This is a genomic window from Emticicia agri (genome assembly GCF_004168285.1).
Classification (GTDB): Bacteria; Bacteroidota; Bacteroidia; order Cytophagales; family Spirosomataceae; genus Emticicia; species Emticicia agri.
In genome coordinates this window covers 76,787-101,926 of the sequence record NZ_SEWF01000006.1, presented here as the reverse complement: position 1 = coordinate 101,926, position 25,140 = coordinate 76,787, and the positions used below count along the sequence as shown (strand labels likewise).

Here is a 25,140-nt window from a genome sequence, read left to right as displayed (position 1 = left end):
TGAAGCATACAAAACCAAAGGATTCTGAGAAAGCCTGTTTAAAAATTTACTGGGCGGTTCAATTATTTGTGGTGCGAACTTCCAGTTCGCACCACAAATAATTACTGTTAAGCCGCCTCTGCTGACCTTCTACGATACACAAAATTTACAAATATACTTAATAGCACCAATAAGCCCATTTTCTCATTATCATTACTTGTGACTGTAACCGTTCCCTCGTCAGTCCAGAAGGTTTTGGTTTGTTCAAAGTTTATTACCTCTCTGTTTGTATCGTCAAGACTCCATTGAGTGTTCCAGAAATTTTTGGCTTTCATTGTAAACTTTTCTCCGTTTATCAGGGTAATATCGGCCTTTCCTTTCCAGACAGAGAATATTACCTCACCAATCAATTGCTGATTGTCTTCTCTGTAAATATCATAATTAGAACTCCAGAAACTTTTCTTTTTAAACAGATATTTCTTTTGTTTAAATACCCCTGCCACATCAGTTTTAAGGGTTTCAAACTGCACATAGCCCACAGCTGACTCTCTCTCTAAAATATCAATTTTATTGTTGAGTGCTTTTTTTAAATAGTTAAATGTATTTCTCATCTTATCTTCATTTACTATAACAAATATAAGCTTTCAGCAATAACTTTATTCAACATTTATAGAGGTGGATATTAAGTCGGATAACAGGCTGTTTTCAAGGATAAACCTACTCTTCCATCACCGGAATATCTACCTCTTTTATCAGGCTGATGTCTGCTGTTTCGATCCCTTCTTTTACTAAGCGGTTAGCTTGTTTTTCGTATGTTTTTTCAAAAATATTACGTGCCAGACGACCATTACCAAACGATGAATCACGGTCTTCATAAAGTTTTTTGAACAGTTTATACACTTTCTTTTTAGCAGCCTCATCAACTTTCAACTGTACTTTATTTGCCTGTATCAGATAAATCTCCAGTATTTCTTCGGGTGTATAATCTTTAAAGCCGATATACTTATTAAATCTTGAATGTAGCCCCGGATTGGAGTTAATAAATTCGGTCATTTTTTCTTCATAACCTGCTACAATCACTACAAAGTCGTCACGGTGGTCTTCCATGTATTTTACAATGGTATTTACTGCTTCAGGGCCGTAGGTATCGTCTGTATTAAGCGCATAGGCTTCATCGATAAACAAAATACCTCCTGTCGATTTCTCACATACTTCACGGGTTTTCAGCGAGGTTTGTCCGGTGTATCCGGCCACTAATCCGCTTCGGTCGGTTTCGTACAGATGTCCTTTGCTCAGAATACCTAACGCCTTGAATAGCTTGGCTAATAACCGGGCAATGGTAGTTTTACCTGTACCGGGGTTTCCATGAAAAACCATGTGTAGCGAGCGTTCAGGTACTTTAATACCCTTTTCTGCTCTTATTTTTTCAATTTTCAGTACATTTACCAGACTACTTACTTCATCTTTTACATTCTGCAAGCCTACTAAAGCATTCAATTCGGCTAATAGCTCATCTAAGCTCTGTTCCGGTACAGCAGGGATTTGTTCGGTAGGTTTGGCAGGATTAACTTTCTCCTGTTGATTTACTTTTACATCAGGATTAATCATCTTCGTAATGCCGTCCAGCCCTTTCAGCAGCACATGAAACGGATTACTACTATATTCCGGTTTTCCCTGCTCTGAATAGTCTTGTTGCTCTTCGGTAGCGTTCTTTGAATAAATGTCCCTTTCACGATATAGCTGAGGTTCTTTGCCTTCCAGCCTGTCGTTTACAACTTTATAAAAAGCGACTATGTATTCTTCTATAGTATTATCAACTTTTACCTTTCGTTCGGCTGTACCAAACACCACAGAGTCAGGTGTAGGGCAACGTACTGTAACGGTTTTATCATACGGAAATTCAATCACTTCTACATCGCCGTACTGGTCGCTATCAACCAATAATATTCGTTTGGTTGTGGCTAAAAGCAATACATGACGGTTGTTCCAGTAGCCATGCACCGAGGCATCAATATACTCCTCTTCCTGAATAATGCTTGGCAGCGCTTTCAGTTCGTTGCGAAGCATCAATAGCGCGAATGGATTTAAATCTATCTGTCTTTTAATTTGTCCGTAAGTTGGCATTTCGATTAGCGAATTTTTGAATAAATTAAGTCGATATTTTGCAACAAAGCAAACGGATAAATGATGAGGTGTAGGAAAGAATGAAGACAGCTATGATTTGTTTGATGAAAATACGAAGAGGCAGGTTTGATACCTACCTCTTTGAGAAATATTGTTTTGATAAATGATTGGGAAAAACATTCCTTTGCATGGTCGAAGGCCGTGCAAAGCCAATAAAGCATCCCAAAACCTATCTATCACGCTTTCGGATATACCCAGCCTTTTCTATACTGGCGGCTCAGGTATTTATTGGCAGTTGAGTCTAAAAAAACTTCTTTTTCTCTGTCCCACTCAAGACTTTTGCCTGCTTTCAGCGCAGCCATGCCCAACAAACTCATATTGGTAGCTCTATGACCTTTCAGAATATCGGCAAATGGTAATTGTTTCGATTTGATAGATTTCAATAAATCTGCAAAAACCAAATCAATATTCTGTAAATCGGGTTGATTTAAAACAGGGTCTTGATGAATAATTTCTTTCTTCTGATCTCTCGGAAAAAACGTCCAGCCTTTTGTCCAACCCATGTGGAAAGTGCCCTCTGTACCGTGGAAATATACCCCTACTTCTTCAGTTTTTGAGGTAGGTCTGCCATTCAGTGTGCTATGTTCCCATGTACACGTAAAATCTTCAAATTCATAGGCCACAACCTGGCTCTCAGGGGCATTATTGTTATTGGTATTAAACTTGGTGCTTGCCATTGAATATACCTTCTTAGGAGCAACCTCGTCTGTCCACCATAAAATCTGGTCAAACCAGTGCGGCCCCCAGTCGCCTACCATCCCATTGGCAAATTCTACGTGGTTACGCCAGTTTCTTGGGTGAATAGTTCGGTTATAAGGTACCAATGGACCCGGGCCACACCACATATTCCAGTCTATTTCTGCCGGAGTAGGTTCGTCCTCAACCCTCTTGCCTTGTCCGAAATTATAGGTTACAAAGGCACGAACCTCTTTGATTTTACCCACTTTACCCGATTTCAGAAACTCCTGTCCACTCACATTATGTGGCGAATAGCGGCGGTGGAAACCTGTAATACAGATGCGTTGCGTATCTCGGGCAGTTTTTACAATTGCTTTACCCTCATTGATAGTATGCCCGATTGGTTTCTCCAGATACACATGCGCGCCGGCTTTCATGGCATCAATAGCAATGAGTGCGTGCCAATGGTCGGGTGTGGCATTGATGACTATTTCAGGTTTTTCTTTTTGCAATAACTCCTGATAATTTTTATAAATCTTAGGTTGGTCATTTGTCAGTTTGCCTATCTCACCTAAGCATTGCTTGATTTGTCTGTCGTCAACATCACAGACAGCCACAATCTGACATTCACCTGATTTAATGGCTTCTCTGACAATATTAGTACCCCACCAACCTGCGCCAATCAGGGCTGTTTTATATTTGGCTTGTGTGGCATAGGTGATAAACGGACGAGAAACTAAAGCCCCTGTAGCTAAGGCAGAAGTACGAATAAAATCTTTACGATTCATGATTTAATATAAGTGTTTTGAATAGATTTTCAGAAAATTAAGTTTTATCCATTTATCTTGCAAAACAATTTGTAAAAGATTACCTATATGCCACCTAAACCTCTACTAAAAACCGAAATCCTTGCGGGTGTCTCTACTTTTCTGGCTACGATGTACATCATTGTAGTAAACCCTGCTATCTTGAGTCAGTCGGGTATGTCGTTCAATGGTGTGTTGACAGCTACTGTGCTACTTTCATTTTTCTGTAGCCTCATGATGGGCATCTATGCCAAAAACCCGATAGTAGTAGCTCCCGGAATGGGCATGAATGCCTTCTTTACTTTCACGGCCGTGAAGGGGATGGGCATTTCGTGGCAGGTAGCTTTAGGGGCAGTTTTCTGGGCAGGAATTTTGTTTTTGTTACTCTCTGTTTTCAATATCCGTTCACAGATTGTTAAGGCTATTCCCAAGCCTTTGCGATATGCTATTTCAGCAGGTATCGGGCTTTTTATTACACTTATTGGCTTTGCCAATGCCAAATTTATTGTGGCAAATCCGGCAACTATTATAGGCATTACAAGCCTGCACGACCCTATTGTAATTACTTTTCTGGTTGGTTTGGCTATTACCATGATTTTGTTGGTGAAACGGATACAGGGAGGGATTATCATAGGTATTTTATTGACAACTCTTTTAGCAATTCCTATTGGCAGATATTGGGGTGATGCTTCGGCCATTAATTTCGGACAAAAAACATTGGTAACCTGGCAAGGGGTATTTTCTGCGCCTGATTTCAGTTTATTATTTCAATTGGACATTATCAATTCGCTGAAAATAAGCCTGATACCTGTCATTTTTGCTTTCGTTTTTACCGATTTATTCGATAGCCTTTCAACATTTGTAGGAGTAGCCGAAGCGGCAAATTTATACGACAAAGATGGAGAGCCACACAATATCAAAGAATCTTTATTGACAGATGCTGTAGCTACCACAATGGCAGGTTTATTAGGTACAAGTCCCGGCACGGCCTATATAGAATCAGCAGTCGGCATTAGTCAGGGAGGGCGAACAGGTATTACTGCCATTACTGCCGGAATATTATTTTTGCCTTTTATGTTTTTGTCTCCATTACTCAGCATTATTCCGGCAATTGCTACAGCACCTGCCCTGATAGTAGTAGGTGTCTTGATGATAAAACCCATTACCAAAATCAACTGGGATAAATTAGATGATGCCGTTCCGGCTTTTCTGGCTATGGTTTTAATTCCGTTTACCTATTCCATTACACAGGGTATCATCTGGGGTTTTCTGGCCTGGACTATCATTAAATTATTTACGAATCAATCAAAAGAAGTATCATGGATGCTTATCGTGATTGATATTTTTGCCCTATGGGCTTTATATTTAGGACATTAATCCACTTCATCAATGAAACATATAGACACTCTTTGGGAGAAACTACAATATATTATCCCTACGGGATACGAATATTCGAAAAATATTACTCTTACTACCGATATATCGTCCCTAACGGGACTAAAAAAATCCCGTAGGGACGATATATTAAAACCTTTGAATCTATTTCACTTTGCCCGTATATTCTTATTATTGATTTTATTCACCAGTTTAACCCCAACATTTGCCCAACGAATTGCTATTTTAGGCGCCATGCCGGAAGAAATTCAATTGCTCGAATCGCAAATGAGTAAAATAAAAACTAAAACCGTCTTAGGTTTTCAGTTCAAAACAGGCAAGCTGAATGGTAAGAAAATAGTACTGACCGAAACAGGCATCGGTAAAGTAAATGCAGCAGTGGTAACTACATTGATTATCAAAGAATTTCATCCAAAATCAGTCATTTTCACAGGCATTGCCGGAGGTATAAGTGAATCATTGAGACAAGGCGATATAGTGATTGGGAATCGTTTGACTTATCATGACTATGGTAGATTAACTAATGAGGGTCTAAGCACTAATGCTACGCGAAACCCTATTACCAAACAGTTAAACCCTCTTTATTTTTCTTCTGATTCTCTTCTGGTATTACAGGCTTTGAATGCTGCTAAAGAAGTACGTCTGCAAAAAATGTCAGCAGAAGCCTCTCAGCCAAACATAAGTGTCGGAACTATTGTTACAGGAGATACCTTTGTTACTTCAAGCACGGCCGTTGGGCATTTTGAAAAAACATTGCAGGCAAGCGCTACAGAAATGGAAGGAGCGGCAGTAGCGCAGGTATGTTATCAACAGCATATTCCGTTTCTGATTATCAGAAGCATCAGCGACAAAGCCAACGAAAAAGCCTCGGTCGATTTTCAGACATTCAAGAAAATTGCATCTGATAACTCGGCCACATTGGTAAAAGAAATACTTAAACAACTATAGATTATTACTGTTACATGACTTACGATTTTGATGAAGTGATAGACCGCACACAAACCGATAGTGTGAAATGGAAAAGATATGCAGGCAAAGATATAATTCCGTTGTGGGTAGCCGATATGGATTTTAAAGCAGCTCCGCCTATTCTTGATGCCTTAGATAAAGTAACCAAAGAAGGCATTATAGGCTACTGGCAAGTACCTGACGAACTGGTTGAAGTAACCCTGAAACGCTTAGAGGAAAAACACAACTGGAAAGTACCTAAAGAGTGGTTGGTGTGGCTACCGGGTATGGTGCCGGGTCTTACACTGACCTGTATGTGTGTAGGCGATGAAGACGATGAGGTAATCACGACAGTTCCCATCTACGGCCCATTTATGAAAGCCCCGATTGCTGCCAAAAAGAAACTGGTAAAAGTACCGATGAAAGAAGAAAACAATCGTTGGACTTTAGATTTTGAGGCCATTAAAGTTGCTATTACTCCTCGCACGAGGGTATTTATGTTATGTAATCCTTATAATCCGGGTGGTACGGTTTTTACGAAAGAAGAATTACAGACTTTGGTTGATATTTGCGTAGCCAACAACATTGTGATATGTGCCGATGAGATTCATTGTGATTTAATCTTAGATGAAACTAAAAATCATATTTCAATTGCTACTCTAAGCCCTGAAGCTGAAAAGCATACGGTAACTTTATTAGCCCCAAGCAAAACTTTCAATATTGCAGGTTTAGGTTGTTCGTTTGCGGTTATTCCGGATGATGAATTGCGGGCGAAATATGCCAGTATGCGTTATATCCTTGAGCCGATGGTTTCGGCTTATGGCTATTATGCCGCTTTGGCAGCTTATAGAGATAGTGAAGAATGGCATCAGGAATTATTGACTTATCTGCGTAAAAACCATGAGTACATTCTGAAAGAAATGAATGGATTTAAAGGTTTTAAAATGCTGCCGTTAGAAGCTACTTATCTGGCATGGATAGATGTGCGTGAAGCAGGTATCGAAAATCTGGCGCAGAAATTAGAAGACGCTGGCGTAGGGATTTCGGAAGGAGAAATGTTTTTTGATGGCAAAGGTTTTATCCGCCTGAATTTTGGTACACCTATGAGTCTGTTGGTTGAGGCAGTTGACAGAATGAAGAAAGTATTGGAATTGAAGTAGGTAAATATGCCACAACTCTACATCATAGCAGGTTGTAATGGGGCAGGTAAAACAACTGCCTCTTATACGATTTTGCCTGAAATGCTTAATTGTAGAGAGTTTGTGAATGCCGATAATATTGCAGCCGGGCTTTCTCCTTTCAATCCTGAAAGTGTGGCAATTGAAGCCGGGAGAATCATGCTGCAACGTATTCATACTTTAATGGCAGAAAACCTGACTTTTGCTTTTGAAACAACCTTGGCTACCAAGAGTTATGTTTCTTTAGTAAAACAAGCAAAAGCAGAAGGTTATGAAGTTACATTAGCTTTCTTTTGGCTGCCTTCTCCAAAAGTAGTACAAAAAAGGGTTTTAAAAAGAGTGAGAAATGGTGGACATAATATTCCTGCTGAAACAATAAAAAGAAGGTATTTCAGAGGTATTCAAAATCTTTTTAAACTATATTTACTAATAGTTGACAATGGGTTAATTGTTAATAATTATGATATTCAACCTGAGTTAATTGCTCAAAAATTGAATAATGAAGATTTAGAAATAATTAATTCCGATTTTTGGTCGTTATTAAATAAACAAAAAGATGAAATCTACTGAATTAAGTGAAAAATTTATGGTTGGATTGAATCTTGCCATAAAAAGGCTTGTTGAAAAGAGCGCATTAAATAATGATACCCTTATTATAAGTGATAAGCAAGGTAATGTAAAAGAGGTACCTGCCAAAGAATTATTGAAAAACTACGAAAATAAATAGTGTTCTCATCTACTTTATAACACTAAGGTAAAATCATAAGATTACTAAATCTTACCTTCCTGAATTTGTCTTTAAAACACAAATCCACATGCACGAAATTGAACCCTTTTATAACTGGCAAAGATATTATCTGGCCGAAGACGATGAGCAATCTCCTTTCTATGGCCGCTCGTATGGGATAGAATATGAAGATACCATTTACGGCTATTATATTGACCCAAACTGGGATAGCATAGAATCTGAAACGCTATACTGTAAACTCCTGATGGCAGATTATGACCTTCGTTATGCAGTGATTGAATTGTTTGGTGAATGGAATGACACCCTGCATAACGATATTATGTTTCTGAAAAGAAATGTCATTGACCACCTGAATAAACACGGCATTAATCAATACATACTGATAGGAGAAAACCTTTTTCAGTTTCATGGAGGGGAAGAAGATTACTACGAAGAATGGTATGAAGACATAGAAGATGGCTGGATAGCTGCTGTGAATTTCCCCAATTTTATCTTAGAAGAATTCAGACGCTATCATGTCGATTCCTACATCAATTTCGGTGGCACCTTACAAATGATAGATAACTGGCGAACCATGAAACCCCATGTTTTTTATGAGGTCGTAAAGGGGTTGATTATAAGGCGGTTGGGGTGAAAAGGAATTAATTGTTGTTTGTAGAGACGCCATGCTGGCGTCTCCACGAGACTAACCTTACCAATGCATCTTAATTGTGAAGAGATTTTTAGTACTAATAATATAGATATTTCTTTCCTATTCATAGACCCTTGGAGACGCCAGCGTGGCGTCTCTACGAAACACAATCAATAATTTTGAGAAATTCTATTCTTTAAAACTTAATCCTCACTTCATCAACTTCCTATCCTTTAACCAATCTTCCATGCGGGCTGCCCATGTCTCTACAGGGCCTCTGCCTTTCTTCTTCAGTCCATAGCCGTGGCCACCTTTTTCGTAGATGTGCATTTCTACAGGCACTTTATTTTTCTTACAGGCCAGAAAATAAGCAATGCTGTTTTCAGGTTGTACGCCGTCATCGGTTGTACTTACTAAAAAGGTTGGTGGAGTATCTTTAGTTACGTGTTTATCGTTTGAATACAGTTCTATTTTTTCAACCGGAGGATTTTTCCCAATCAGGTTATCTCTTGAACCAAAATGCGTAAATCTATCATTAAAAGTAATAACCGGATAAATCAATAAAGAGAAATCAGGGCGTACACTGATAGATGGGTCGGTAATCTCTCCTATCTGAGTAGTAAAGTGAGTAGATGCAGTAGAAGCTAAATGCCCACCTGCCGAAAAGCCCATAATACCTAATTTATCAGGCGAAATACCATATTTGGTGGCATTTTTCCGCACAATTCTGATTGCCTGTTGAGCATCTTGCAAAGGTCTTATCTCGTCGTTCTCAAACAATTCTTCTTGTGGCAAACGATACTTTAATACAAAAACGGTCATGCCTCTTTCGTTAAACCATGTGGCAATATCATAACCCTCGTGGTCGATAGCTAAAATACCATAACCCCCACCCGGACAGATAATTACCGTGGCGTCAGAAGTTTTTTTCTTAGCCGGATACACAATCAAAGCTGGTTGGGTTACGTCTTTCACACGGGTAATACCGTCGGTAGTTTTGGCATCTTCCGGTACCTGCTTCCCTTTTGACCCCGGTGCGGCATCAGTATAAAGCAAAATAGTTTCGTTCTGGGCAAAAAGTTCAGACATAATAGTCATGGCGAATAGCATTAAAAACAATTTTTTCATTGAGTATTTTTTTGAGAAGGTATAGGATAAATAGTTATTTTACAAAGTTGAAAAAAAATATTGTTTCTGACACTTTTCTACTAATATTGTATAGCTATTTCTTTTCAATATGCTTCCCTTGTTTGAAAACTACCTTGAGTTTATCCAGAAAATCCACCCACTTTCGCCTGAAAGTATTGAAGCGCTTATGCCTTTTCTTCAACAAAAAAATTTCGCAAAAAAAGACTTTCTGGTTCGTCAGGGAAATATCTCCGATGAGTTATACTTCATTATATCAGGCTGTGTCCGGGAATACTTTGAAGATGCCAATGCTGATGAAATCAATACCTGGTTTGGTTTTGAAAATGCCGTAGCGGTTTCTACCTATAGTTTCTTTTCACAAAAACCAAGTTTAACCAATATTCAGACATTAGAAGATACCGAAACGATTGTAATCAGACACGAGGATATACATAAACTCTACAATCAGTTTCATGAAATAGAAAGACTGGGGCGACTATTAGCCGAGCAGTATCTGGTACAGATTGAAGAAATGAAGATTATCCTGCAAACGCTCTCCGCCAGACAACGCTACGAATATCTGCTGCAAAATAAACCTGATTTCATCAAACGCATTCCGCTGAAATACCTTGCTTCATTCCTGGGCATTAAACTCGAAACATTGAGCCGGGTAAGAGGGCAGAAGTAAAATACGTCCGCAAATTATTTGACATTTATCAAACATTTATCTCAATAAAATCCGCCTACTTTGAAGTCTGTTCATTCAATCCTCTTATTCTCATGAAAAAAACCTCTTTTTTACTTACTTTCCTTTTACTTGGCTCGGTAGCTTTTGCCCAGAAGGATGTGCAAAAACGCTATCAGACTCAATTTATCATGGCTGAAAATGGTTCGACCATTGAGTTAGACGAAGGGTCTTTTACATTCTCGGCAAGCCTTTCAATGGAGGGTAAAAAGAATATTACCATTAAAGGCAAAGGCAAAGACAAAACCATTCTTTCATTTAAAGGACAAACAGAGGGTGCAGAGGGAATCAGGGTCTCTAATGCCGAAAACATCACTATTGAGGATTTAACGGTGCAGGATAGCAAAGGTGACGCTGTAAAAACTATGAATGTAAAAGGCATTACTTTCAGAAACGTGAAAACCGAATGGACAGGTACACCTAAGAAAGAAAACGGTGCTTATGGTTTATATCCTGTACAATGCGAAAAGGTTTTGATTGAGGGCTGTGAGGCCATTGGTGCTTCTGATGCAGGAATTTATGTGGGGCAGTCGAAAGACATCATTGTGCGCAAATCAAGGGCATACCATAACGTAGCAGGTATTGAAATTGAAAACTCGCTCAATGCCGATGTATATGAAAACGAAGCCACAGAAAACACAGGCGGTATTCTGGTATTTGATTTACCTGACTTGATTCTGAAAAAAGGGGGCTATACCCGTGTGTATAAAAACAATATCCACCATAATAACCTGCCGAACTTTGCGCCAAAAGGCAATATTGTAGGCAAAGTACCTGATGGTACAGGTATATTGATTTTAGCGGCAAACAATGTGGAGATATTCGATAATCAGATTATTAATAACAAGTCGGTAAGTACGGGTATTATCTCTTATTTTACTACCGAAAACCCTATCAAAGACCCGACTTACTATCCATATCCGGTAGCCATTAATATTCATGACAATGTTTATGAGCGAGAAAACGTGAAAGCTACAGGTAAGGGTCGCTTCGGACAAATGTATAAGTTCAAACTACGATTTGGTAAGAATGTGCCACATATCCAGTGGGATGGCATTGTAGATGAGAAAAATTCTGCCAAAGTTTTGTGTATCAAAAACAATAAAAATGTGTCGTTTGCCAATTTAGATGTAGCGCATAATTTCAAGAACGTTTCCCGTGATGCGGCTGCACACGATTGTAGTCTGGAAAGTTTGAAAATGGCAAAAATCGATTAAACATATAGCGTAGCACGAATGATATGGGGACACCTAGTCGGCCACACCTGGTCGGCCACACCCAGTCACCGTGACCTTTTACTGTCAATGCAAAGATTCTTATTATTAGTGATAGCCCTGGGCATTTTTGGTTTGTCTTCCTTTAATCAGCAAGAGATACAAAAGGGGAATGAAGTAAGTATGCCCAAGGAAAAACTCTCGGAATATGCCTTCTTTGAGGGTAATATAGCTGAACAAAAACCTGTAAAGGGCATCATGCCTTTTTCGCTCAATACTCCCCTATTTAGCGATTATGCAGAAAAACTACGCTTTGTTAAATTACCTGACGGCACAAAGGCCACCTATAACGACAAAGAAGTATTGGATTTTCCTGTAGGTACAACACTTATCAAAACTTTTTATTTTCCCAACGATTTCAGGAATACAAATAAAGGCCGGAGAATCATGGAAACCAGACTATTAACCCATGAAACTGATGGCTGGAAAGCCTTGGTTTATGTCTGGAACGATGAACAAACCGATGCGTATCTTGAAGTAGCAGGAGACACCAAAGAAGTAAGCTACATTGACCCGAACGGCAAAAAGAAAAAACATGAGTACAGTATCCCGAATCTGAATCAATGCAAGGGTTGCCATAACCGTAACGAACAGATGTCGCCCATTGGTCCGTCTGCCCGACAACTCAATGGTACTTACAGAGCTTGGGGATTGCCTGAAAATACAGAAAATCAGTTAACAGCCTGGCAAAAAGCAGGAATCCTGCAAGATTTACCTGCCATCGGGGAAGTACCCAAAGCAGCTATCTGGAATAAAGCTGAAACTGGCAGCATCGACGAAAGAGCCCGTATCTGGCTGGATATTAATTGTGCACATTGCCATCGGTTAGGTGGTCCTGCCCAGACCTCCGGCTTAAATCTGAGCATTCATGAAACAGACCCATTGGCTATGGGTATTCTTAAAACTCCGGTAGCGGCTGGCCGAGGCTCAGGCAACCGCAAATTTGATATTGTTCCGGGTAAACCTGATGAATCTATCTTACTCTACCGCATTGAATCAACCGACCCGGGCGAAATGATGCCCGAATTGGGCAGAAAAACAACCCATAAAGAAAGTATTGACCTGCTGAAAGAATGGATTAAACAAATGAAAAATCCTTGATTTCTTCAAAATGTTATATTATTCATAACCTTAATATCAGCGACTGAAACGGTCCGCCGTGCAGTCGCCGTCTAAGGTAACAAAGGTTTTTTTGCATACAATGCCGGACTTAAGTCCGGCTTACATATATAAATTTCCTTTGTTTTTTAGATGGCAACTGCACGGTGGAAGTTTTCAGTCGCCGACACGAGCACTCCTTTAGGGACTGGGGTATTTTCCCACACCTCACCCCATCATTCCATCGCCTTGTCATAATCTTATTTAGTAGCTTTCATATCCGGTATAGATTTGCTTATCAAAATCAATAAAGGTTATGAAAAAGCTATTGCTCATTCTTATTTGTCTGTTTACACTCGCAAATGTCTATGCTCATCCGGGTATAGGAATTGTAACTAATGCTAAAGGAGAGATATTTTACAGCGACTTATTCAGGATATGGAAAGTATCGGCTGATGGCAAAACCAAAACTGTAGTAGTGCCAAATGTACATACCCACGAGCTTCACATGGATAAGCAAGATAACCTTTACGGAGAAAACCTCTGGTACGAAGGCGAAGCTATTGACAAATGGGGGCATTTTGTGTGGAAATATGACGCCAAAGGTAAATTCACCAAAGTAATTCCCAATACAGAGGGCTTTCTGAGCAATTACAGTTTTACCCGTGATGCGCAAGGCAATATGTATTGGATAGAGCGAGGCAAAAAAGAAAGTATTCTGATGAAACGTGGGCTTGATGGTACTATAGTAATTGTACAAACCATTAAAACAACCGATGTACGATGGCAATATTGTCAGGACAATGGTACTTTCTTTTATGTGGATGACAATGATTTATTTAAAATAAAAGATGGCAAGATAACTACTGTTTCCCTGAACTTAGACGATGTAAGAGAACGCAAAACCAATATTAAAGCTAACCATAGCATTTATGGTATGTGGACAGATGATGCCGAGAACGTATATGTAACTGTGTATGAAAATCGGGAAATCCGTAAGATTCAGACAAACGGAAAAATTTCTATTGCTTATACCGCTCCTTTGGGTTGGCATCCTACCGGTGGGTTGTTTGATAAAAGCGGTAATCTGTGGGTTTTAGAAAATAATTCTCTCAATCAGGTAAGAGTTACTAAAGTAAATCGGGCTGATTTAGCCAAAGCAGCTTTCGAAAAATCAGATTTTGACTTCATAGTTTTTAATATTTTCTGCTTACTCCTTGGGGGTAGTTTACTCTTTTTTCTCATTAAAAAATTTCCGGTTATGAAATCATTCCGATTGATACTTCAAGCATCTTTTTTCATCTTTTTTATTTCATCGAATACCGTAGCGCAAACCTCCGGGCTTGCAGTAGGGGCTGATGCTCCAGCCTTTGACCCTTATCATATATCAGGCAAAGACAAAGGCACAAAAACCTGCCCTATGTGTAAATACGGAGCTAAAACCGATGGGTTGATGGTATGGATAAACGATGATTTAAAGAATTATGAAAAGATGTTAAGTTTTCTTGAAGGGCAGTACCTGACCAGAAATGCCAACAACTGGAAAACGTTTATTGTGTTTATGAACCCCAAACAAGAAAATGAAAAGTTGCTCAAACAAAAACTAAGCGATTTTGTCAGAAAATTAGATTTAAAGAATGTAGCTTTTACCTTTATACACTCTCCTACTGATGCCGAAACTGCAGGAGTCTATGAAATTAACCCCAAAGTAAAAAACACCATTTTTGCTTACAAAAAGCGGGTTATTACAAAAAAAATCGTCAATTTCGATACAGATAAAGAGAGTCTGAGTACATTATTGAATTTTTAGTTTTTCAACCTCAACATATAAAACAATGAAAAATCAACGATTGCCAATACTGCTTAGTGTATTTAACTTACTGTTAATGCTCTTTATTGCCGCTAAGCCCAGTCAGGAAAATTTCGACAAAATCAGTGTAAAAGAATTTGAACTGGTTGATAAGGCAGGTGTGAAACGTGCCTCTCTTAAAACAGAAGCCGATGGTTCGGTCATTATGCGCCTGATTGATAATACCGGAACTATCAGAGTAAAACTGGGCGCAGACGAAAACGGTTCGGGTTTGGTACTACTTAACAACTCAACTGAAGTCGGACTGCATGCCTTAGCCAAAAAAGAGGGTTCTAAATTAATTCTGGCTGATAAAGACGGTAAAAAAAGAGAATACTGATATGAAAAACTATTTCAAACCTGTCATTGTCAGTAGTGTCTGTTTGCTGTTAACTACTGTTAACCTCTTCGCTCAGGACGCTAAACCTTTGGCAACCTATGTAGGCACAAGCCCCTGTGGCAATATTCTGAAACCCTTTTTAGGGATTGCCAATGAGCCGGATTGTGATTTTACCAAATGGACACTAACGCTCTATCAACCAAAAGCCGACAGGCCTGCTATGGTGAAATTAGTCTATCAATATGGTGTAAGCAGACCCAATACAAGTGGTTTTAAGGATGAAAAAAGAGCAGAATTTGAAGGTCACTGGACTATCCAGAAAGGTACCAAAACCAAGCCTAATGCAATGGTTTATCAGGTAACAATACATACATTAGATAAAAACCTGCTTTTTTTAAAGTTAAGCGATAATGTCATTCACCTCCTCGATAGTCAGCGTGGATTGATGATAGGAAACTCCGGTTATAGTTATACATTAAGCAAGCAAAAACCCTGATAGATTATGAAAAATACAATGCTTATATTGATACTCAGCTTTGCTTATTTTGTGGCATACTCACAAAAAGGCGGAGTAGAAAACGAACCATACTCTACTACCTCTTCTAAACCTTTCCCATCGGGTAAAGATGTTTACGGTATTTTTGAGGGAAGAGGTGCCTGTCAGGAGTTGGCAGCAGTTTTAAAACGAGAGGTTTCTGCTGACTGTTATAAAACAAAATGGAGTCTTTACCTTTATCAGAATCCTGATACGCAAGCTCCGGCTACTTATGTTTTAGAGGGTTCTTTCTACAGACAAGCCATCCGTAAAGGTAACTGGCGCATGACTAAAGGCACAAAATCAGACCCCGATGATATAGTTTTTGAATTAGAGGCAGATAATCAGCAAACAATTTATCTGATGAAAGGGGATGATAATGTGCTGTTTTTCTTAGACAACGATAAAAATATACTCACAGGTAACGAGCATTTTAATTATACGCTCAACAGAGTTCAGAAGAAACTTGTAGAATGAAAATCAAACAACTGAAATACTACCTGATTCCGGCTTTCTGGCTCATCGTTACGCTCTTAATGATTGGACAAGACTTATTGTTCAGTGCACTAAGAGGAAATCCTGTAGTATGGGCAGATACCCTGATTTTTAAAATCAAGTGGTTGTTGTATATTCCCATTACCTTTATTGTATTCTGGTTAGGCGAAAAGCTGCCTTTACAATCACCTCATTTAGTCAAAAATCTTTTCATTAATCTGCTTATTTCTCTGGCCGTCAGTTTTTTAGCAGTAATTGTTTATTCTGTACTGGTTACCTGGTTCTGGAATCTGTTTATCGGACAATCCCAATTCTCAATCATTTTCAGACGAAACTTAGCGGTTTCTCTTTTCAATGAGTTTGTCAATTACTGGATTATTTTGGCAACCCATAAAGCCTATACTATTTTCCGTCAGTTTCAGCAGGCTCAGTTAGATAAAGCCAACCTTGAAAAACAATTATCTGACGCCAAATTAGGTTTTCTGAAAATGCAGTTGCAACCTCATTTTCTGTTCAATACCCATCACAATATCATTGGCTTGATGCAAAAAGGTGATACCGAAAAAGCTACTAAGATGCTGATGAAACTGAGCGATTTGCTGCGATTGAGCCTGAAAGAAAATAACGATGATTTAGTACCCCTTAAAAACGAAGTACAATTGTTGCAACTCTATTTAGATATACTGAAAGTACGGTTTGAAGAACGTTTAGATTATCAGATATTGATTAACAACGATTTACAAAAAGCCTTTGTGCCGCCCATGCTTCTGCAACCTTTGGTAGAAAACGCTGTAAAATATGGCATTGAACCCTTTGCCAAACAAGGAAAAATAGAGATTTCAGCACAGAATGGACAAGATAAACTGAAATTACTGGTAAAAGACAATGGCATTGATACTTTCGGGCATTTCAATTTCGGGATTGGGTTGATGAACACCCAGGAACGGTTAAAAAATCTGTTTGGTGAGGAAGCAAAGCTCGACATCACGAGCAATACACCTGATAATGGCATTACGGTTATTATCACTTTACCTCTTTTAAAATGACTTACAAAGTTCTGATAGCCGACGATGAATTAATAGCCGGAGAAATTCTGCAAAAACAATTGCAGGATTATCCACAGGTTAATGTGATAGCCGTGTGTAAAAATGGTAAAGAGGCATTAACAGCAATTGAAAAACACCAGCCCGACTTAGTTTTTCTGGACATTCAGATGCCTGAACTGAACGGTATTGACTTAGCTAAAAGCCTGAACGTAGAAAAATTGCCAGTCATTATTTTTGTAACTGCTTTTGATAACTACGCCCTGCAAGCCTTTGAAGCCAATGCCATTGATTACCTGCTGAAACCCTTTGATAAAGAACGTTTTGACAAGACTTTTCAGAAGGCAATGAAGCAATTACAATTGACTAATAAAGAAGATTTGAGCAATGTTTTTGATAAATACAGTCAGTTTTTTCAACAATTCAGTCAGCCCAGTTATCCCGAAATTGTTACCGTAAAAGATGGCGGACGCATACAATTATTGAAAACTGCCGACTTAATGTATATTGAAGCAGAAGGAAATTATATAAGCCTGCAAACCGAGAAATCGAAGCATTTGCTGTATGAAACGCTTTCGAGCTTTGAGCAGAAACTCAACCCCAAGACTTTCGTTCGTATTCACCGTTCTACTATTGTCAATATCAATTTTATTAAAGAAATACAGTCTCATTTCAACGGTGATTATTCGGTGCTACTGAAAAACACCAAAGTCCTGCGCATGAGCCGGAATTATAAGGAGAATTTAATACATTGAGTGATTTTGTCCTGAACTGTGATTTAGCTGATTGGTTTGATTTCACTGATTAAATCAATCGCAATTAATTCGCTCATTTGTAAAATCATTTAAATCAGATTAATCAGCTAAATCAAAGTTCAAGACAATTGTTCACTTTTAAACATTTACAACATGAAAAAGTTAATGCTCATTATTTTACTGCCTTTAGGTTTGTCTGCCCAAAAACAAGTGGGTGGCCCTTGCGAATGTTGCGAAGCTATTTATCAGCGAATGCCTGCAAACCTCTCATGGGAAACGCAGATTTCAGATAAAAACGAAGAAGGTGAGCCTATGGAAATCACAGGCATCATTTACCAGAAAGACGGCAAAACTCCTGCACCTCATGTGATTCTCTATGTGTATCATACCGATGCCAAAGGCAATTATTCGAGAGGTACCGGTGAAGACTGTGCCAAACGCAATGGCAAATTACGTGGTTGGATGAAAACCGACAATATGGGCAGATACAAGTTTGTCAGCATCAGACCTGCCTCCTACCCCAATGCCACCATTCCGGCACATATTCATCCGGTTATTAAGGAACCCAATAAAAATGAATATTATGTTGATGAATACCGCTTTGAAGGAGATAGATTTTTAACAAAAGAAGAAACTGCCCGAGACGAAAACCGTGGCGGCAGCGGCATCATTAAACTCACCAAAAACGATAAAGGTGTCTGGATTGGGAAAAGAGATATTATTCTTGGAATGAATATTCCTAATTATAATTGATTGGAGATTTGGAGAATGGAACAAGGAGAAAGGATTTTTCGCTCTCCTTATTCCATTCTCCGTTTTTCTTGTTCCATCATTTCCTATCAGTATGCCCCAAAGATTTTTCGGGGGCTACGAGGTCTCTTACGAGTTGTTTCAGTTCCTTGATTTCAGGGAAGTGTCCTTCACGTTTACGGTCGAAAATTACTTCTTCGTTTAATAAAACCTGAAACCTCCCTGCTACTTCGCTGGGGCGCAGACTTACCTCTCCTAACTCCTCTGAAAAAGTAGTCAGCAGTTCCTGTGCCATCCATGCCGAGCGCATGAGCCAATGGCATTTGGGGCAATATTCTAAAGTGATTTTAGGTTTCATTGTATTTCACCGTGCCACGCTCGGGCCGCGTAGGCTATACTCATCCTCAAAAGTGCGTGGCACGGTTAGACATTCCAAGGATTTTATTTTTTCGATTTCAATACACACCATAGCTACTCCCAATTAACCGTGCCACGCGCTTTTACTAACGAGTATATGCGTGACACATTGGCTATGGCTATTTCTTCAAAGTAGATAAATACTCTACTAAATCTACAAACTCTTGTTTCTGGAGCGGGAATTTAGGCATTAACGATTCTTTTAAGGCTTCTTGTGAAGCAATTTCTGAACGCTTATAGGTAGTAGGTGTAGCACTGCCCAAGGCTTTCATCGTTATTTCGTTTTCGGTCTTGGTCAGAATCATCCCATCTACTTCGGTGCCGTTTTTCAGTTTCACCTTAAAGCCTTCAAAACCAAAACTAATCCCTTGGCTTGGATTCATAATAGCCGTATATAAAGCCTCTTTTGATAACTTGCTACCAATTTCAGACAGCGCAGGACCAAAATTTACGCCTTCACCTTTACCTACGTGGCAGGTTGCACAATACATCTTAAATACCTCATGCCCTTTATTGGCATCACCTGTCAGTTTTACCAAATCACTCACATTACCGACCGACTTATCCACATCAGCACCAAACATTTTCATAGCTTCGGTACGAATATCGCCATGCCATGTGCCTAATAAGAGTTTTTTGGCAATAGGCATTACTTCTTCCGGTACTTTTTTGGCTTTTACCAAACCCCACAAAATCTCTTCGCTATTCCACCCATTCATGGCTTGCATGGCTCTTTCACGTACGGGTAGGCTCAGGCTTTTATTGTTAAATAAGTTTATCAGATAATCGGTTACTGGTTTGTCATCTACGCTACCATACATATTAATGGCTTTCAATACCACAGCTTCATCTTTGCTCTTCGTCAGTTGCTGGAACTCACCAATACCGTTAAGCCTCACCTGAGTTTTGGCCGCTTCGCCACCATAAATGCTGTCAGCCATGGCCATGTTTACTAAACGAGCCGACTGGTCTTTCAATTGATAACGTTTCACCAAATCTAAGTAATCAGCCGGATTTTGAATACCCTCTAATACTTTTGGCAATAAGCTGGCGTATAATGGGTCTTTTTTGGCACTTTCAATATCCAGATGTTTAAATACTAATGTTTTAATATCGGCAGGCGCATTACCTCCATCTAACATACCAAATAATACCTTTGTCTTATCCGGACTTGTCTGGAAATCAAAGGCTCTGAAATAACGAAGCTTATCACTACCGGTTGTCGTTTTAGCCAGTTCTGCCAAACGATACACATTATCAGTAGAGCGGCTTCTCCATACTATATCTTTCGACGAATTATCTACTTTCCATTTATCGCCAATACGAGTAAGGTATTTTGCAAAGAAACTATCCCATTGGTTATCGGCGGCAATACCCAAAGTCTCTAAATACCAACGGTCTTTACCATCATACTGGGTAGCTAAAGTTGTCCATATATCAGCCGCTTCAGGGCTTGTATTATGGCGAAGGGCTAAAAGAACCTCTCTACGGATTTGTGGAGACGGGTCTTCTGACAGTTTTTTCAGCATGGCAATGTCAGCCATTTTCAGTTCACGTGCCAGACGGATACCTGCTATTCTGATATCTTCATCTTTATCGGACAAAGCTGCCTCAATGTATTTTTTCTCTTCACCTTTGATATTACCCAACAACCATAAAGCTCTTGCACGCATACGTGAATTATCCGACTCCCACAGGTCAACCAACGCATTTTCTGCTTTTTTCTGCCAGCTATTTAATTTTGTCCAGGCCAAATAACGCACGGCTAAGTTCGGATTCTGTAAGGCTTTCACACAACCTTCCGGTGTTTCAAAATCAAAAGTCGGCACTGAATAATTTTCGCCTTTAGGCGCAATTCTGTAGATACGGCCACGTAAACTATCACCCATTGCGTGGCCACCCACACCCGGGTCATACCAGTCGGCTACGAAAATAGAACCATCCGGTGCCATTGTTACATCTGACGGACGGAACCACTGGTCACGTTTAGACCCATCAAGGATATTATTAATAGTAGCCTTAAAACCTGCACCGTCTTTCTCAGCGGCATATGAGCGCACAATATTTGGCCCGGCATCGCAGTGAATCACCTGATTACGGTATTTTTCAGGTAATAAATCGCCTTCATATACTATCATACCAGTTGGCGAGCCTGCTCCGGTTTGTAAGAGGTTAGGCATTACACCCGGGTCATTCAAATGCCAGTGACGTAGGGGTATTTCGCTTTCCCAGTTGGTGCGGCGTTCCTGCCAGCTGGCGCCTGTCATTTCATCTTTGAAACCATAGTTACCATAATCTACTACGTAGTTGATACGCACACCTTTATTGCCATCATCATCATTATCCGACTGCCACATTCTGCCGTATGAATCAACCGCTACTTCAAAATTATTTCTGAAATTATGTGCTAAAATCTCCACATCCGAGCCATCGACATTACATCTGAAAATTTTTCCCTGTCTATAAGTCGAGAAAGGTCTGCCCAAATCGTCTTTCAGTTCAATGCCATTTTTATCGCTTAGTGTTTCTACTTCATTACCTCCGTTGAAATACAGTTTGCCATCAGGCCCGAAAGTAAAGGCATGAATGGCATGGTCGTGCTGAACACCTTTCAGATTAGTAAAAATCAAATCTTTTTTATCGGCTTTATCATCGCCATTTTCGTCAGTAAACACAAAAACGTTCGGGCTACAAGAGACAATCACCTTATTGCCTAATACCGATATACCCAAAGCCGAGTTAATTTCTTCGCCCTGATAAAAAACTGTTGTTTTATCGGCTTTGCCGTCTTTATCAGTATCTTCCAATATCAGAATCCGGTCTCCTTTCTTGTTATAAGGATTTTGCGGATTCAGTTTATTGCGATAATTATACCCCTCACAAATCCAGACTCTACCCTTGGCATCAATATCCATATTGGTAGGGTTCATCATCATGGGTTCAGAAGCAAACAAGGTTACCTCTAAATCAGGGTCGGCCAATTGCACACCATCAACAGCATGCTCTACCTTGCGTTTGTCTTCATCTGTCAGTTTAGCATATTCTTCGTCGGGAAGCGTGGTAGGGGCTTGCTTACAGGCACCTGCCAGCAATAAAACAGAGAGAGAAAAAATGATTGATTTCTTCATGAAACAGGTTGTATTTATAGGCTTGAATAGATATGCTAAAATTATAGAATAAGTGTTAATCTGACAAATAAAAATACTATTTGCTCAATTCTTCAACGAAACCACTCCCTTTTCTGCTCCTAAGCCTAATATATGTTTCGCTCTCAGATAACGGTTAGCATTACCTGCATCATAATTAGCACAGTCTTTGTCAAAACTGCTGATTCGAACCATACCTGATGAATGAATAAATTCATTATTGCCCAACCACATACCTACATGTACCACTCTTTCGGGCTTCTCCGGCGTAGCTTTTTCGCCAAAAAACAGTAAATCACCTACTCTCAGGTTTTCAAAGGCTACATCTTCTCCTACAAAAGCCTGCTGTGAAGCGTCTCTCGGCAGTAAAATACCGTTGGTTTGATAAACCATGCGCATATAACCACTACAATCAACCCCTTTCCACGATGTTCCACCCCATAGATAAGGCAAGCCCATCATCCGAAAAGCCGTCTTAGTCAATGACTCCGGGCTTGGTGTAGTCATTTTCTTCCAATCCTGATAAGAGATAGCTTCACGCTTGGCAATAAAGCCTTTGCGGGCATCGGGGTATGCCACTTCGTAGAAATCTGACAGCGTATCTTTTACCACCAATAAATCTCCCCACGTAAGGTCAGAAACTGTCTGTGTATTTTCATCAGCTTCAGCATAAGCAAAACCAAATGGTTTGGCAAACATCAGCTTTGCCTGACTCTGATAAGTATCAACCTCTGTTTTTAGCTTGCGTTTAATAGTTCCTCCATCTACCCAGCCTATATAATGGTCAGGTGTTTGCACCAGGTACCAATTCCGTTCCTTCTCCAACACCTTCAGACTCGTACCTAATAAAGCCTGTGTTGACAATTCCGCCGACTCTTTAGGCATAGTTCGGATATTAGCAACTGATACATTTACCAAAGCATAGATTTTATCTTCTAACTCTTCTGTATCAGGCAAAACCCTGATTGCTTCTTCTAAGGTATAACCATTGCTCTGCAAACGGCTCAGTAATTCTTTTTTGGCTAATGGCAAATTGGTTTTACCGACCAGCAAATTACTGTCTAACTCAACCTGAAAAACAGCTACCCGCTTATCGGGCGCATATTTTTTCTTCACCTGCTCAATAATCGTCTGAATAGTTGGATGCGAAGTATGGGTTTGATTTGTCTGAGCAAAAAGGGCATTGCTCAGGCAAAGCATTACAATTAATAGGTAAAATTTGCTGCGAGTGTTTAGGGAATAGTACATGGGTTATATAACTATTGTAAATGATTCCAACCCTGGGCTTTGATGCTTGCTTTAGCACCACTTTTTAAAACTAACTCTACGGCTTTGTCTTCTGTCATATAGCCAATGGGCGTAATATCTGATAGATTTTTTATCTTTTCAAAATCAGTCTGTTTAATTGTAAACAATAGCTGATAATCTTCTCCACCATTCAATGCCGCCGTAATAGGACTTATATTAAATTCTGATGCCGTCAGCATCGTTATATCTTCAATCGGTAGTTTATCTTCAAAAATCAAAGCACCCACGCCTGATTGCGTACTTAAATGGATAATTTCGGAGGCTAATCCATCAGATATATCAATCATTGCCGTTGGTACCACACCTGCTTCTGCTAATTCATGCACAATATCGGCTCTCGCCTCCGGTTTTAATTGCTTGCCCACTAAAAAAGATTTATCTTCTAAATTAGGTTGCATATTCGGGTTAGCCATGTACTCCTGTTTCTCTCTTTCTAAAATCTGCAAGCCAAAATAGGCTGCTCCTAAATCGCCTGTTACACACAGAATATCATTGGCTTTAGCCCCATTTCTATACGCTATTTTGTTTTTATCTACTACCCCTGTTACGGTTACCGAAATTACTAAGCCTGAACGTGAAGACGAGGTATCGCCCCCTATTAAATCTACTTTATAATCTTCGCAGGCAAACCTGATTCCCTCATAAATTTCATCAACAGCTTCTACCGAAATCCGGTTACTTAATCCGATACTTACCGTAATCTGCTTGGCAATACCGTTCATGGCGGCAATATCAGATACATTTACGGCTACCGCTTTATAACCCAAATGACGAAGCGGCACATAAGAAAGGTCAAAATGAACGCCTTCCAACAACATATCTGTCGATAGTAACAGATACTGATTACCCATATCAATCACTGCGGCATCGTCGCCAATTCCTGTAACGGTCTCCGTATTCTGTATAGTAAATTTTGATTTTATCCGGTCAATTAAGCCAAATTCTCCTAATGCATTCAGTTCTGTTCTTTCCATAAAACTATTCAGCTAATATCTGTTTTTTTTGCAAAGATACACAAAAAAAGGTGGACTTTTCAGCCCACCCTTCGTCTCAAAACCTTTCTACCTTATTGAATTGCTAAGGTATATGTATTAGTAGTACCCCCTGTTTTCTGGCTTGGGGTAGTACGTGTCAATATCAATTGTGTATCTGTAATCGAATCAATCGTAAACTCTATGGTTCCTCCCGTGCCTGTTGGTGCCGGGCTTAAGTTTTTCAGCACTAATTTTGTATCACCAACCAGCTCATACTGACCAGAGAATGTATTACCATCAAACTCTACTAAAGTTGCTGATGGAGCAACCAATAATCTTAACTGAAAACTTGAATACCCCGGTTTAGTATTGTTTGCGGCCCCTTTGGTATAGACAATTGCACTACCTTCTTTCACGGTATTTGCTACCCAGTTCTTTTTAATTTTTTCAGATACAGGTACCGCTTTCTCTTTTCCGCACGAAAAGATAAAAAAACTACAGGCAAACAATAGAATGGCAATCTTTTTCATAGAATGTTATTTTTGAATATGTTAGTTCAATCTTTTTTAATCAACATTATCGCTCTACACGCGGAACATCCGACAAATATGGCTTAAATATAAAATAAAAAAAAATCTTCTTACTAATATTGACGGTATTTTTGATGAAACGGTTGTAATTACTACCCATAAAAATATGTTTAAAAACGAATTAATCTATGTTTTCATTGCCTGCA

At 39.4% G+C, this 25,140-nt stretch carries 25 protein-coding genes; 16 read left to right on the top strand and 9 right to left on the bottom strand.

What is annotated here, in order from left to right; genetic code table 11:
• Nucleotides 1–107: 107 nt before the first annotated feature.
• From EWM59_RS05735 to EWM59_RS05725, 3 genes are all read right to left on the bottom strand, one after another.
• Entirely contained in the window at nt 108–590 is a 483-nt protein-coding gene (locus EWM59_RS05735) for an LURP-one-related family protein (RefSeq protein ID WP_130019987.1), read from the bottom strand.
• A 106-nt stretch (nt 591–696) separates the two neighbouring features.
• A complete protein-coding gene (locus tag EWM59_RS05730; RefSeq protein ID WP_165372111.1) occupies nt 697–2,046 on the bottom strand; it encodes an AAA family ATPase in 1,350 nt (449 codons plus the stop codon).
• A gap of 293 nt (nt 2,047–2,339) precedes the next feature.
• On the bottom strand, nt 2,340–3,629 hold the full coding sequence (locus EWM59_RS05725; RefSeq protein WP_130019985.1) for a Gfo/Idh/MocA family protein: 1,290 nt from the start codon (nt 3,627–3,629) through the stop codon (nt 2,340–2,342).
• 87 nt (nt 3,630–3,716) lie between these two features.
• Between EWM59_RS05725 and EWM59_RS05720 the strand changes: the two genes are divergently transcribed.
• The 6 genes from EWM59_RS05720 (at nt 3,717) to EWM59_RS05700 (ending at nt 8,550) form a co-directional block, all read left to right on the top strand.
• Entirely contained in the window at nt 3,717–5,024 is a 1,308-nt protein-coding gene (locus EWM59_RS05720; RefSeq protein ID WP_130019984.1) for an NCS2 family permease, read from the top strand.
• Nucleotides 5,025–5,036: 12 nt separating this feature from the next.
• Nucleotides 5,037–5,990: a 5'-methylthioadenosine/adenosylhomocysteine nucleosidase gene (locus EWM59_RS05715; protein ID WP_130019983.1), complete on the top strand. Its 954-nt coding sequence runs from the start codon at nt 5,037–5,039 to the stop codon at nt 5,988–5,990.
• A 14-nt stretch (nt 5,991–6,004) separates the two neighbouring features.
• Nucleotides 6,005–7,150, top strand: coding sequence for a MalY/PatB family protein (locus EWM59_RS05710; protein WP_130019982.1), 1,146 nt, complete (start codon nt 6,005–6,007; stop codon nt 7,148–7,150).
• 6 nt (nt 7,151–7,156) lie between these two features.
• On the top strand, nt 7,157–7,738 hold the full coding sequence (locus EWM59_RS05705) for an ATPase (protein ID WP_130019981.1): 582 nt from the start codon (nt 7,157–7,159) through the stop codon (nt 7,736–7,738).
• Nucleotides 7,725–7,895, top strand: coding sequence for a DUF8506 family protein (locus EWM59_RS27580; RefSeq protein WP_165372110.1), 171 nt, complete (start codon nt 7,725–7,727; stop codon nt 7,893–7,895). Before EWM59_RS05705 ends, EWM59_RS27580 begins: the two co-directional genes overlap by 14 nt.
• 88 nt (nt 7,896–7,983) lie before the next feature.
• Nucleotides 7,984–8,550 carry a hypothetical protein gene (locus EWM59_RS05700; RefSeq protein ID WP_130019980.1) on the top strand — a complete coding sequence of 189 codons (567 nt, stop codon included), beginning with the start codon at nt 7,984–7,986 and terminating at the stop codon, nt 8,548–8,550.
• Nucleotides 8,551–8,757: 207 nt separating this feature from the next.
• On the opposite strand, the gene EWM59_RS05695 is transcribed toward EWM59_RS05700, so the two are convergent.
• Complete coding sequence (locus EWM59_RS05695) at nt 8,758–9,675, bottom strand: alpha/beta hydrolase (protein WP_130019979.1); 918 nt, start codon at nt 9,673–9,675, stop codon at nt 8,758–8,760.
• Nucleotides 9,676–9,784: 109 nt separating this feature from the next.
• Here EWM59_RS05695 and EWM59_RS05690 point away from each other — a divergent pair, with 109 nt between their 5' ends.
• The 10 genes from EWM59_RS05690 to EWM59_RS05645 all read left to right on the top strand — a co-directional run bounded on the left by EWM59_RS05690 (nt 9,785) and on the right by EWM59_RS05645 (nt 18,562).
• The gene (locus EWM59_RS05690) at nt 9,785–10,363 is read left to right on the top strand and encodes a Crp/Fnr family transcriptional regulator (RefSeq protein WP_130019978.1); all 579 of its coding nucleotides are present in this window, start codon (nt 9,785–9,787) and stop codon (nt 10,361–10,363) included.
• Between the two features lie 92 nt (nt 10,364–10,455).
• Nucleotides 10,456–11,637, top strand: coding sequence for a parallel beta-helix domain-containing protein (locus tag EWM59_RS05685; RefSeq protein WP_130019977.1), 1,182 nt, complete (start codon nt 10,456–10,458; stop codon nt 11,635–11,637).
• A gap of 87 nt (nt 11,638–11,724) precedes the next feature.
• Nucleotides 11,725–12,795, top strand: coding sequence for an SO2930 family diheme c-type cytochrome (locus tag EWM59_RS05680; protein ID WP_130019976.1), 1,071 nt, complete (start codon nt 11,725–11,727; stop codon nt 12,793–12,795).
• Between the two features lie 313 nt (nt 12,796–13,108).
• Nucleotides 13,109–14,602 carry an NHL repeat-containing protein gene (locus EWM59_RS05675; protein WP_130019975.1) on the top strand — a complete coding sequence of 498 codons (1,494 nt, stop codon included), beginning with the start codon at nt 13,109–13,111 and terminating at the stop codon, nt 14,600–14,602.
• A gap of 25 nt (nt 14,603–14,627) precedes the next feature.
• Nucleotides 14,628–14,981, top strand: a complete 354-nt coding sequence (locus EWM59_RS05670; RefSeq protein WP_130019974.1) for a hypothetical protein — start codon at nt 14,628–14,630, stop codon at nt 14,979–14,981.
• Nucleotide 14,982: 1 nt separating this feature from the next.
• The gene (locus EWM59_RS05665; RefSeq protein ID WP_130019973.1) at nt 14,983–15,477 is read left to right on the top strand and encodes a hypothetical protein; all 495 of its coding nucleotides are present in this window, start codon (nt 14,983–14,985) and stop codon (nt 15,475–15,477) included.
• A gap of 6 nt (nt 15,478–15,483) precedes the next feature.
• Nucleotides 15,484–15,993, top strand: a complete 510-nt coding sequence (locus EWM59_RS05660; RefSeq protein WP_130019972.1) for a copper resistance protein NlpE N-terminal domain-containing protein — start codon at nt 15,484–15,486, stop codon at nt 15,991–15,993.
• Nucleotides 15,990–17,057: a sensor histidine kinase gene (locus EWM59_RS05655; RefSeq protein WP_130019971.1), complete on the top strand. Its 1,068-nt coding sequence runs from the start codon at nt 15,990–15,992 to the stop codon at nt 17,055–17,057. Before EWM59_RS05660 ends, EWM59_RS05655 begins: the two co-directional genes overlap by 4 nt.
• Nucleotides 17,054–17,809, top strand: a complete 756-nt coding sequence (locus tag EWM59_RS05650; RefSeq protein ID WP_130019970.1) for a LytR/AlgR family response regulator transcription factor — start codon at nt 17,054–17,056, stop codon at nt 17,807–17,809. Before EWM59_RS05655 ends, EWM59_RS05650 begins: the two co-directional genes overlap by 4 nt.
• 153 nt (nt 17,810–17,962) lie before the next feature.
• Nucleotides 17,963–18,562, top strand: a complete 600-nt coding sequence (locus EWM59_RS05645; RefSeq protein ID WP_130019969.1) for a dioxygenase family protein — start codon at nt 17,963–17,965, stop codon at nt 18,560–18,562.
• A 76-nt stretch (nt 18,563–18,638) separates the two neighbouring features.
• Here EWM59_RS05645 and EWM59_RS05640 read toward each other — a convergent pair whose 3' ends face one another.
• The 5 genes from EWM59_RS05640 to EWM59_RS05620 all read right to left on the bottom strand — a co-directional run bounded on the left by EWM59_RS05640 (nt 18,639) and on the right by EWM59_RS05620 (nt 24,934).
• On the bottom strand, nt 18,639–18,917 hold the full coding sequence (locus EWM59_RS05640; protein WP_130019968.1) for an Rdx family protein: 279 nt from the start codon (nt 18,915–18,917) through the stop codon (nt 18,639–18,641).
• Nucleotides 18,918–19,095: 178 nt separating this feature from the next.
• Nucleotides 19,096–22,104 carry a PVC-type heme-binding CxxCH protein gene (locus tag EWM59_RS05635; RefSeq protein WP_130019967.1) on the bottom strand — a complete coding sequence of 1,003 codons (3,009 nt, stop codon included), beginning with the start codon at nt 22,102–22,104 and terminating at the stop codon, nt 19,096–19,098.
• 84 nt (nt 22,105–22,188) lie between these two features.
• On the bottom strand, nt 22,189–23,322 hold the full coding sequence (locus EWM59_RS05630) for a C40 family peptidase (protein WP_229239283.1): 1,134 nt from the start codon (nt 23,320–23,322) through the stop codon (nt 22,189–22,191).
• Between the two features lie 59 nt (nt 23,323–23,381).
• Nucleotides 23,382–24,404 (bottom strand): thiamine-phosphate kinase, encoded by a 1,023-nt coding sequence (thiL, locus tag EWM59_RS05625; RefSeq protein WP_130019965.1) that lies wholly within the window; start codon nt 24,402–24,404, stop codon nt 23,382–23,384.
• Nucleotides 24,405–24,496: 92 nt separating this feature from the next.
• Nucleotides 24,497–24,934: a hypothetical protein gene (locus tag EWM59_RS05620; protein WP_130019964.1), complete on the bottom strand. Its 438-nt coding sequence runs from the start codon at nt 24,932–24,934 to the stop codon at nt 24,497–24,499.
• Nucleotides 24,935–25,140 lie beyond the last annotated feature (206 nt).

What these genes read in the sequence shown, in the direction of transcription:
- EWM59_RS05735 (WP_130019987.1), bottom strand. Translation starts at nt 590, where the DNA reads ATGAGAAATACATTTAACTATTTAAAAAAAGCACTCAACAATAAAATT.
- EWM59_RS05730 (WP_165372111.1), bottom strand. Translation starts at nt 2,046, where the DNA reads ATGCTTCGCAACGAACTGAAAGCGCTGCCAAGCATTATTCAGGAAGAG.
- EWM59_RS05725 (WP_130019985.1), bottom strand. Translation starts at nt 3,629, where the DNA reads ATGAATCGTAAAGATTTTATTCGTACTTCTGCCTTAGCTACAGGGGCT.
- EWM59_RS05720 (WP_130019984.1), top strand. Translation starts at nt 3,717, where the DNA reads ATGCCACCTAAACCTCTACTAAAAACCGAAATCCTTGCGGGTGTCTCT.
- EWM59_RS05715 (WP_130019983.1), top strand. Translation starts at nt 5,037, where the DNA reads ATGAAACATATAGACACTCTTTGGGAGAAACTACAATATATTATCCCT.
- EWM59_RS05710 (WP_130019982.1), top strand. Translation starts at nt 6,005, where the DNA reads ATGACTTACGATTTTGATGAAGTGATAGACCGCACACAAACCGATAGT.
- EWM59_RS05705 (WP_130019981.1), top strand. Translation starts at nt 7,157, where the DNA reads ATGCCACAACTCTACATCATAGCAGGTTGTAATGGGGCAGGTAAAACA.
- EWM59_RS27580 (WP_165372110.1), top strand. Translation starts at nt 7,725, where the DNA reads ATGAAATCTACTGAATTAAGTGAAAAATTTATGGTTGGATTGAATCTT.
- EWM59_RS05700 (WP_130019980.1), top strand. Translation starts at nt 7,984, where the DNA reads ATGCACGAAATTGAACCCTTTTATAACTGGCAAAGATATTATCTGGCC.
- EWM59_RS05695 (WP_130019979.1), bottom strand. Translation starts at nt 9,675, where the DNA reads ATGAAAAAATTGTTTTTAATGCTATTCGCCATGACTATTATGTCTGAA.
- EWM59_RS05690 (WP_130019978.1), top strand. Translation starts at nt 9,785, where the DNA reads ATGCTTCCCTTGTTTGAAAACTACCTTGAGTTTATCCAGAAAATCCAC.
- EWM59_RS05685 (WP_130019977.1), top strand. Translation starts at nt 10,456, where the DNA reads ATGAAAAAAACCTCTTTTTTACTTACTTTCCTTTTACTTGGCTCGGTA.
- EWM59_RS05680 (WP_130019976.1), top strand. Translation starts at nt 11,725, where the DNA reads ATGCAAAGATTCTTATTATTAGTGATAGCCCTGGGCATTTTTGGTTTG.
- EWM59_RS05675 (WP_130019975.1), top strand. Translation starts at nt 13,109, where the DNA reads ATGAAAAAGCTATTGCTCATTCTTATTTGTCTGTTTACACTCGCAAAT.
- EWM59_RS05670 (WP_130019974.1), top strand. Translation starts at nt 14,628, where the DNA reads ATGAAAAATCAACGATTGCCAATACTGCTTAGTGTATTTAACTTACTG.
- EWM59_RS05665 (WP_130019973.1), top strand. Translation starts at nt 14,983, where the DNA reads ATGAAAAACTATTTCAAACCTGTCATTGTCAGTAGTGTCTGTTTGCTG.
- EWM59_RS05660 (WP_130019972.1), top strand. Translation starts at nt 15,484, where the DNA reads ATGAAAAATACAATGCTTATATTGATACTCAGCTTTGCTTATTTTGTG.
- EWM59_RS05655 (WP_130019971.1), top strand. Translation starts at nt 15,990, where the DNA reads ATGAAAATCAAACAACTGAAATACTACCTGATTCCGGCTTTCTGGCTC.
- EWM59_RS05650 (WP_130019970.1), top strand. Translation starts at nt 17,054, where the DNA reads ATGACTTACAAAGTTCTGATAGCCGACGATGAATTAATAGCCGGAGAA.
- EWM59_RS05645 (WP_130019969.1), top strand. Translation starts at nt 17,963, where the DNA reads ATGAAAAAGTTAATGCTCATTATTTTACTGCCTTTAGGTTTGTCTGCC.
- EWM59_RS05640 (WP_130019968.1), bottom strand. Translation starts at nt 18,917, where the DNA reads ATGAAACCTAAAATCACTTTAGAATATTGCCCCAAATGCCATTGGCTC.
- EWM59_RS05635 (WP_130019967.1), bottom strand. Translation starts at nt 22,104, where the DNA reads ATGAAGAAATCAATCATTTTTTCTCTCTCTGTTTTATTGCTGGCAGGT.
- EWM59_RS05630 (WP_229239283.1), bottom strand. Translation starts at nt 23,322, where the DNA reads ATGCTTTGCCTGAGCAATGCCCTTTTTGCTCAGACAAATCAAACCCAT.
- thiL (WP_130019965.1), bottom strand. Translation starts at nt 24,404, where the DNA reads ATGGAAAGAACAGAACTGAATGCATTAGGAGAATTTGGCTTAATTGAC.
- EWM59_RS05620 (WP_130019964.1), bottom strand. Translation starts at nt 24,934, where the DNA reads ATGAAAAAGATTGCCATTCTATTGTTTGCCTGTAGTTTTTTTATCTTT.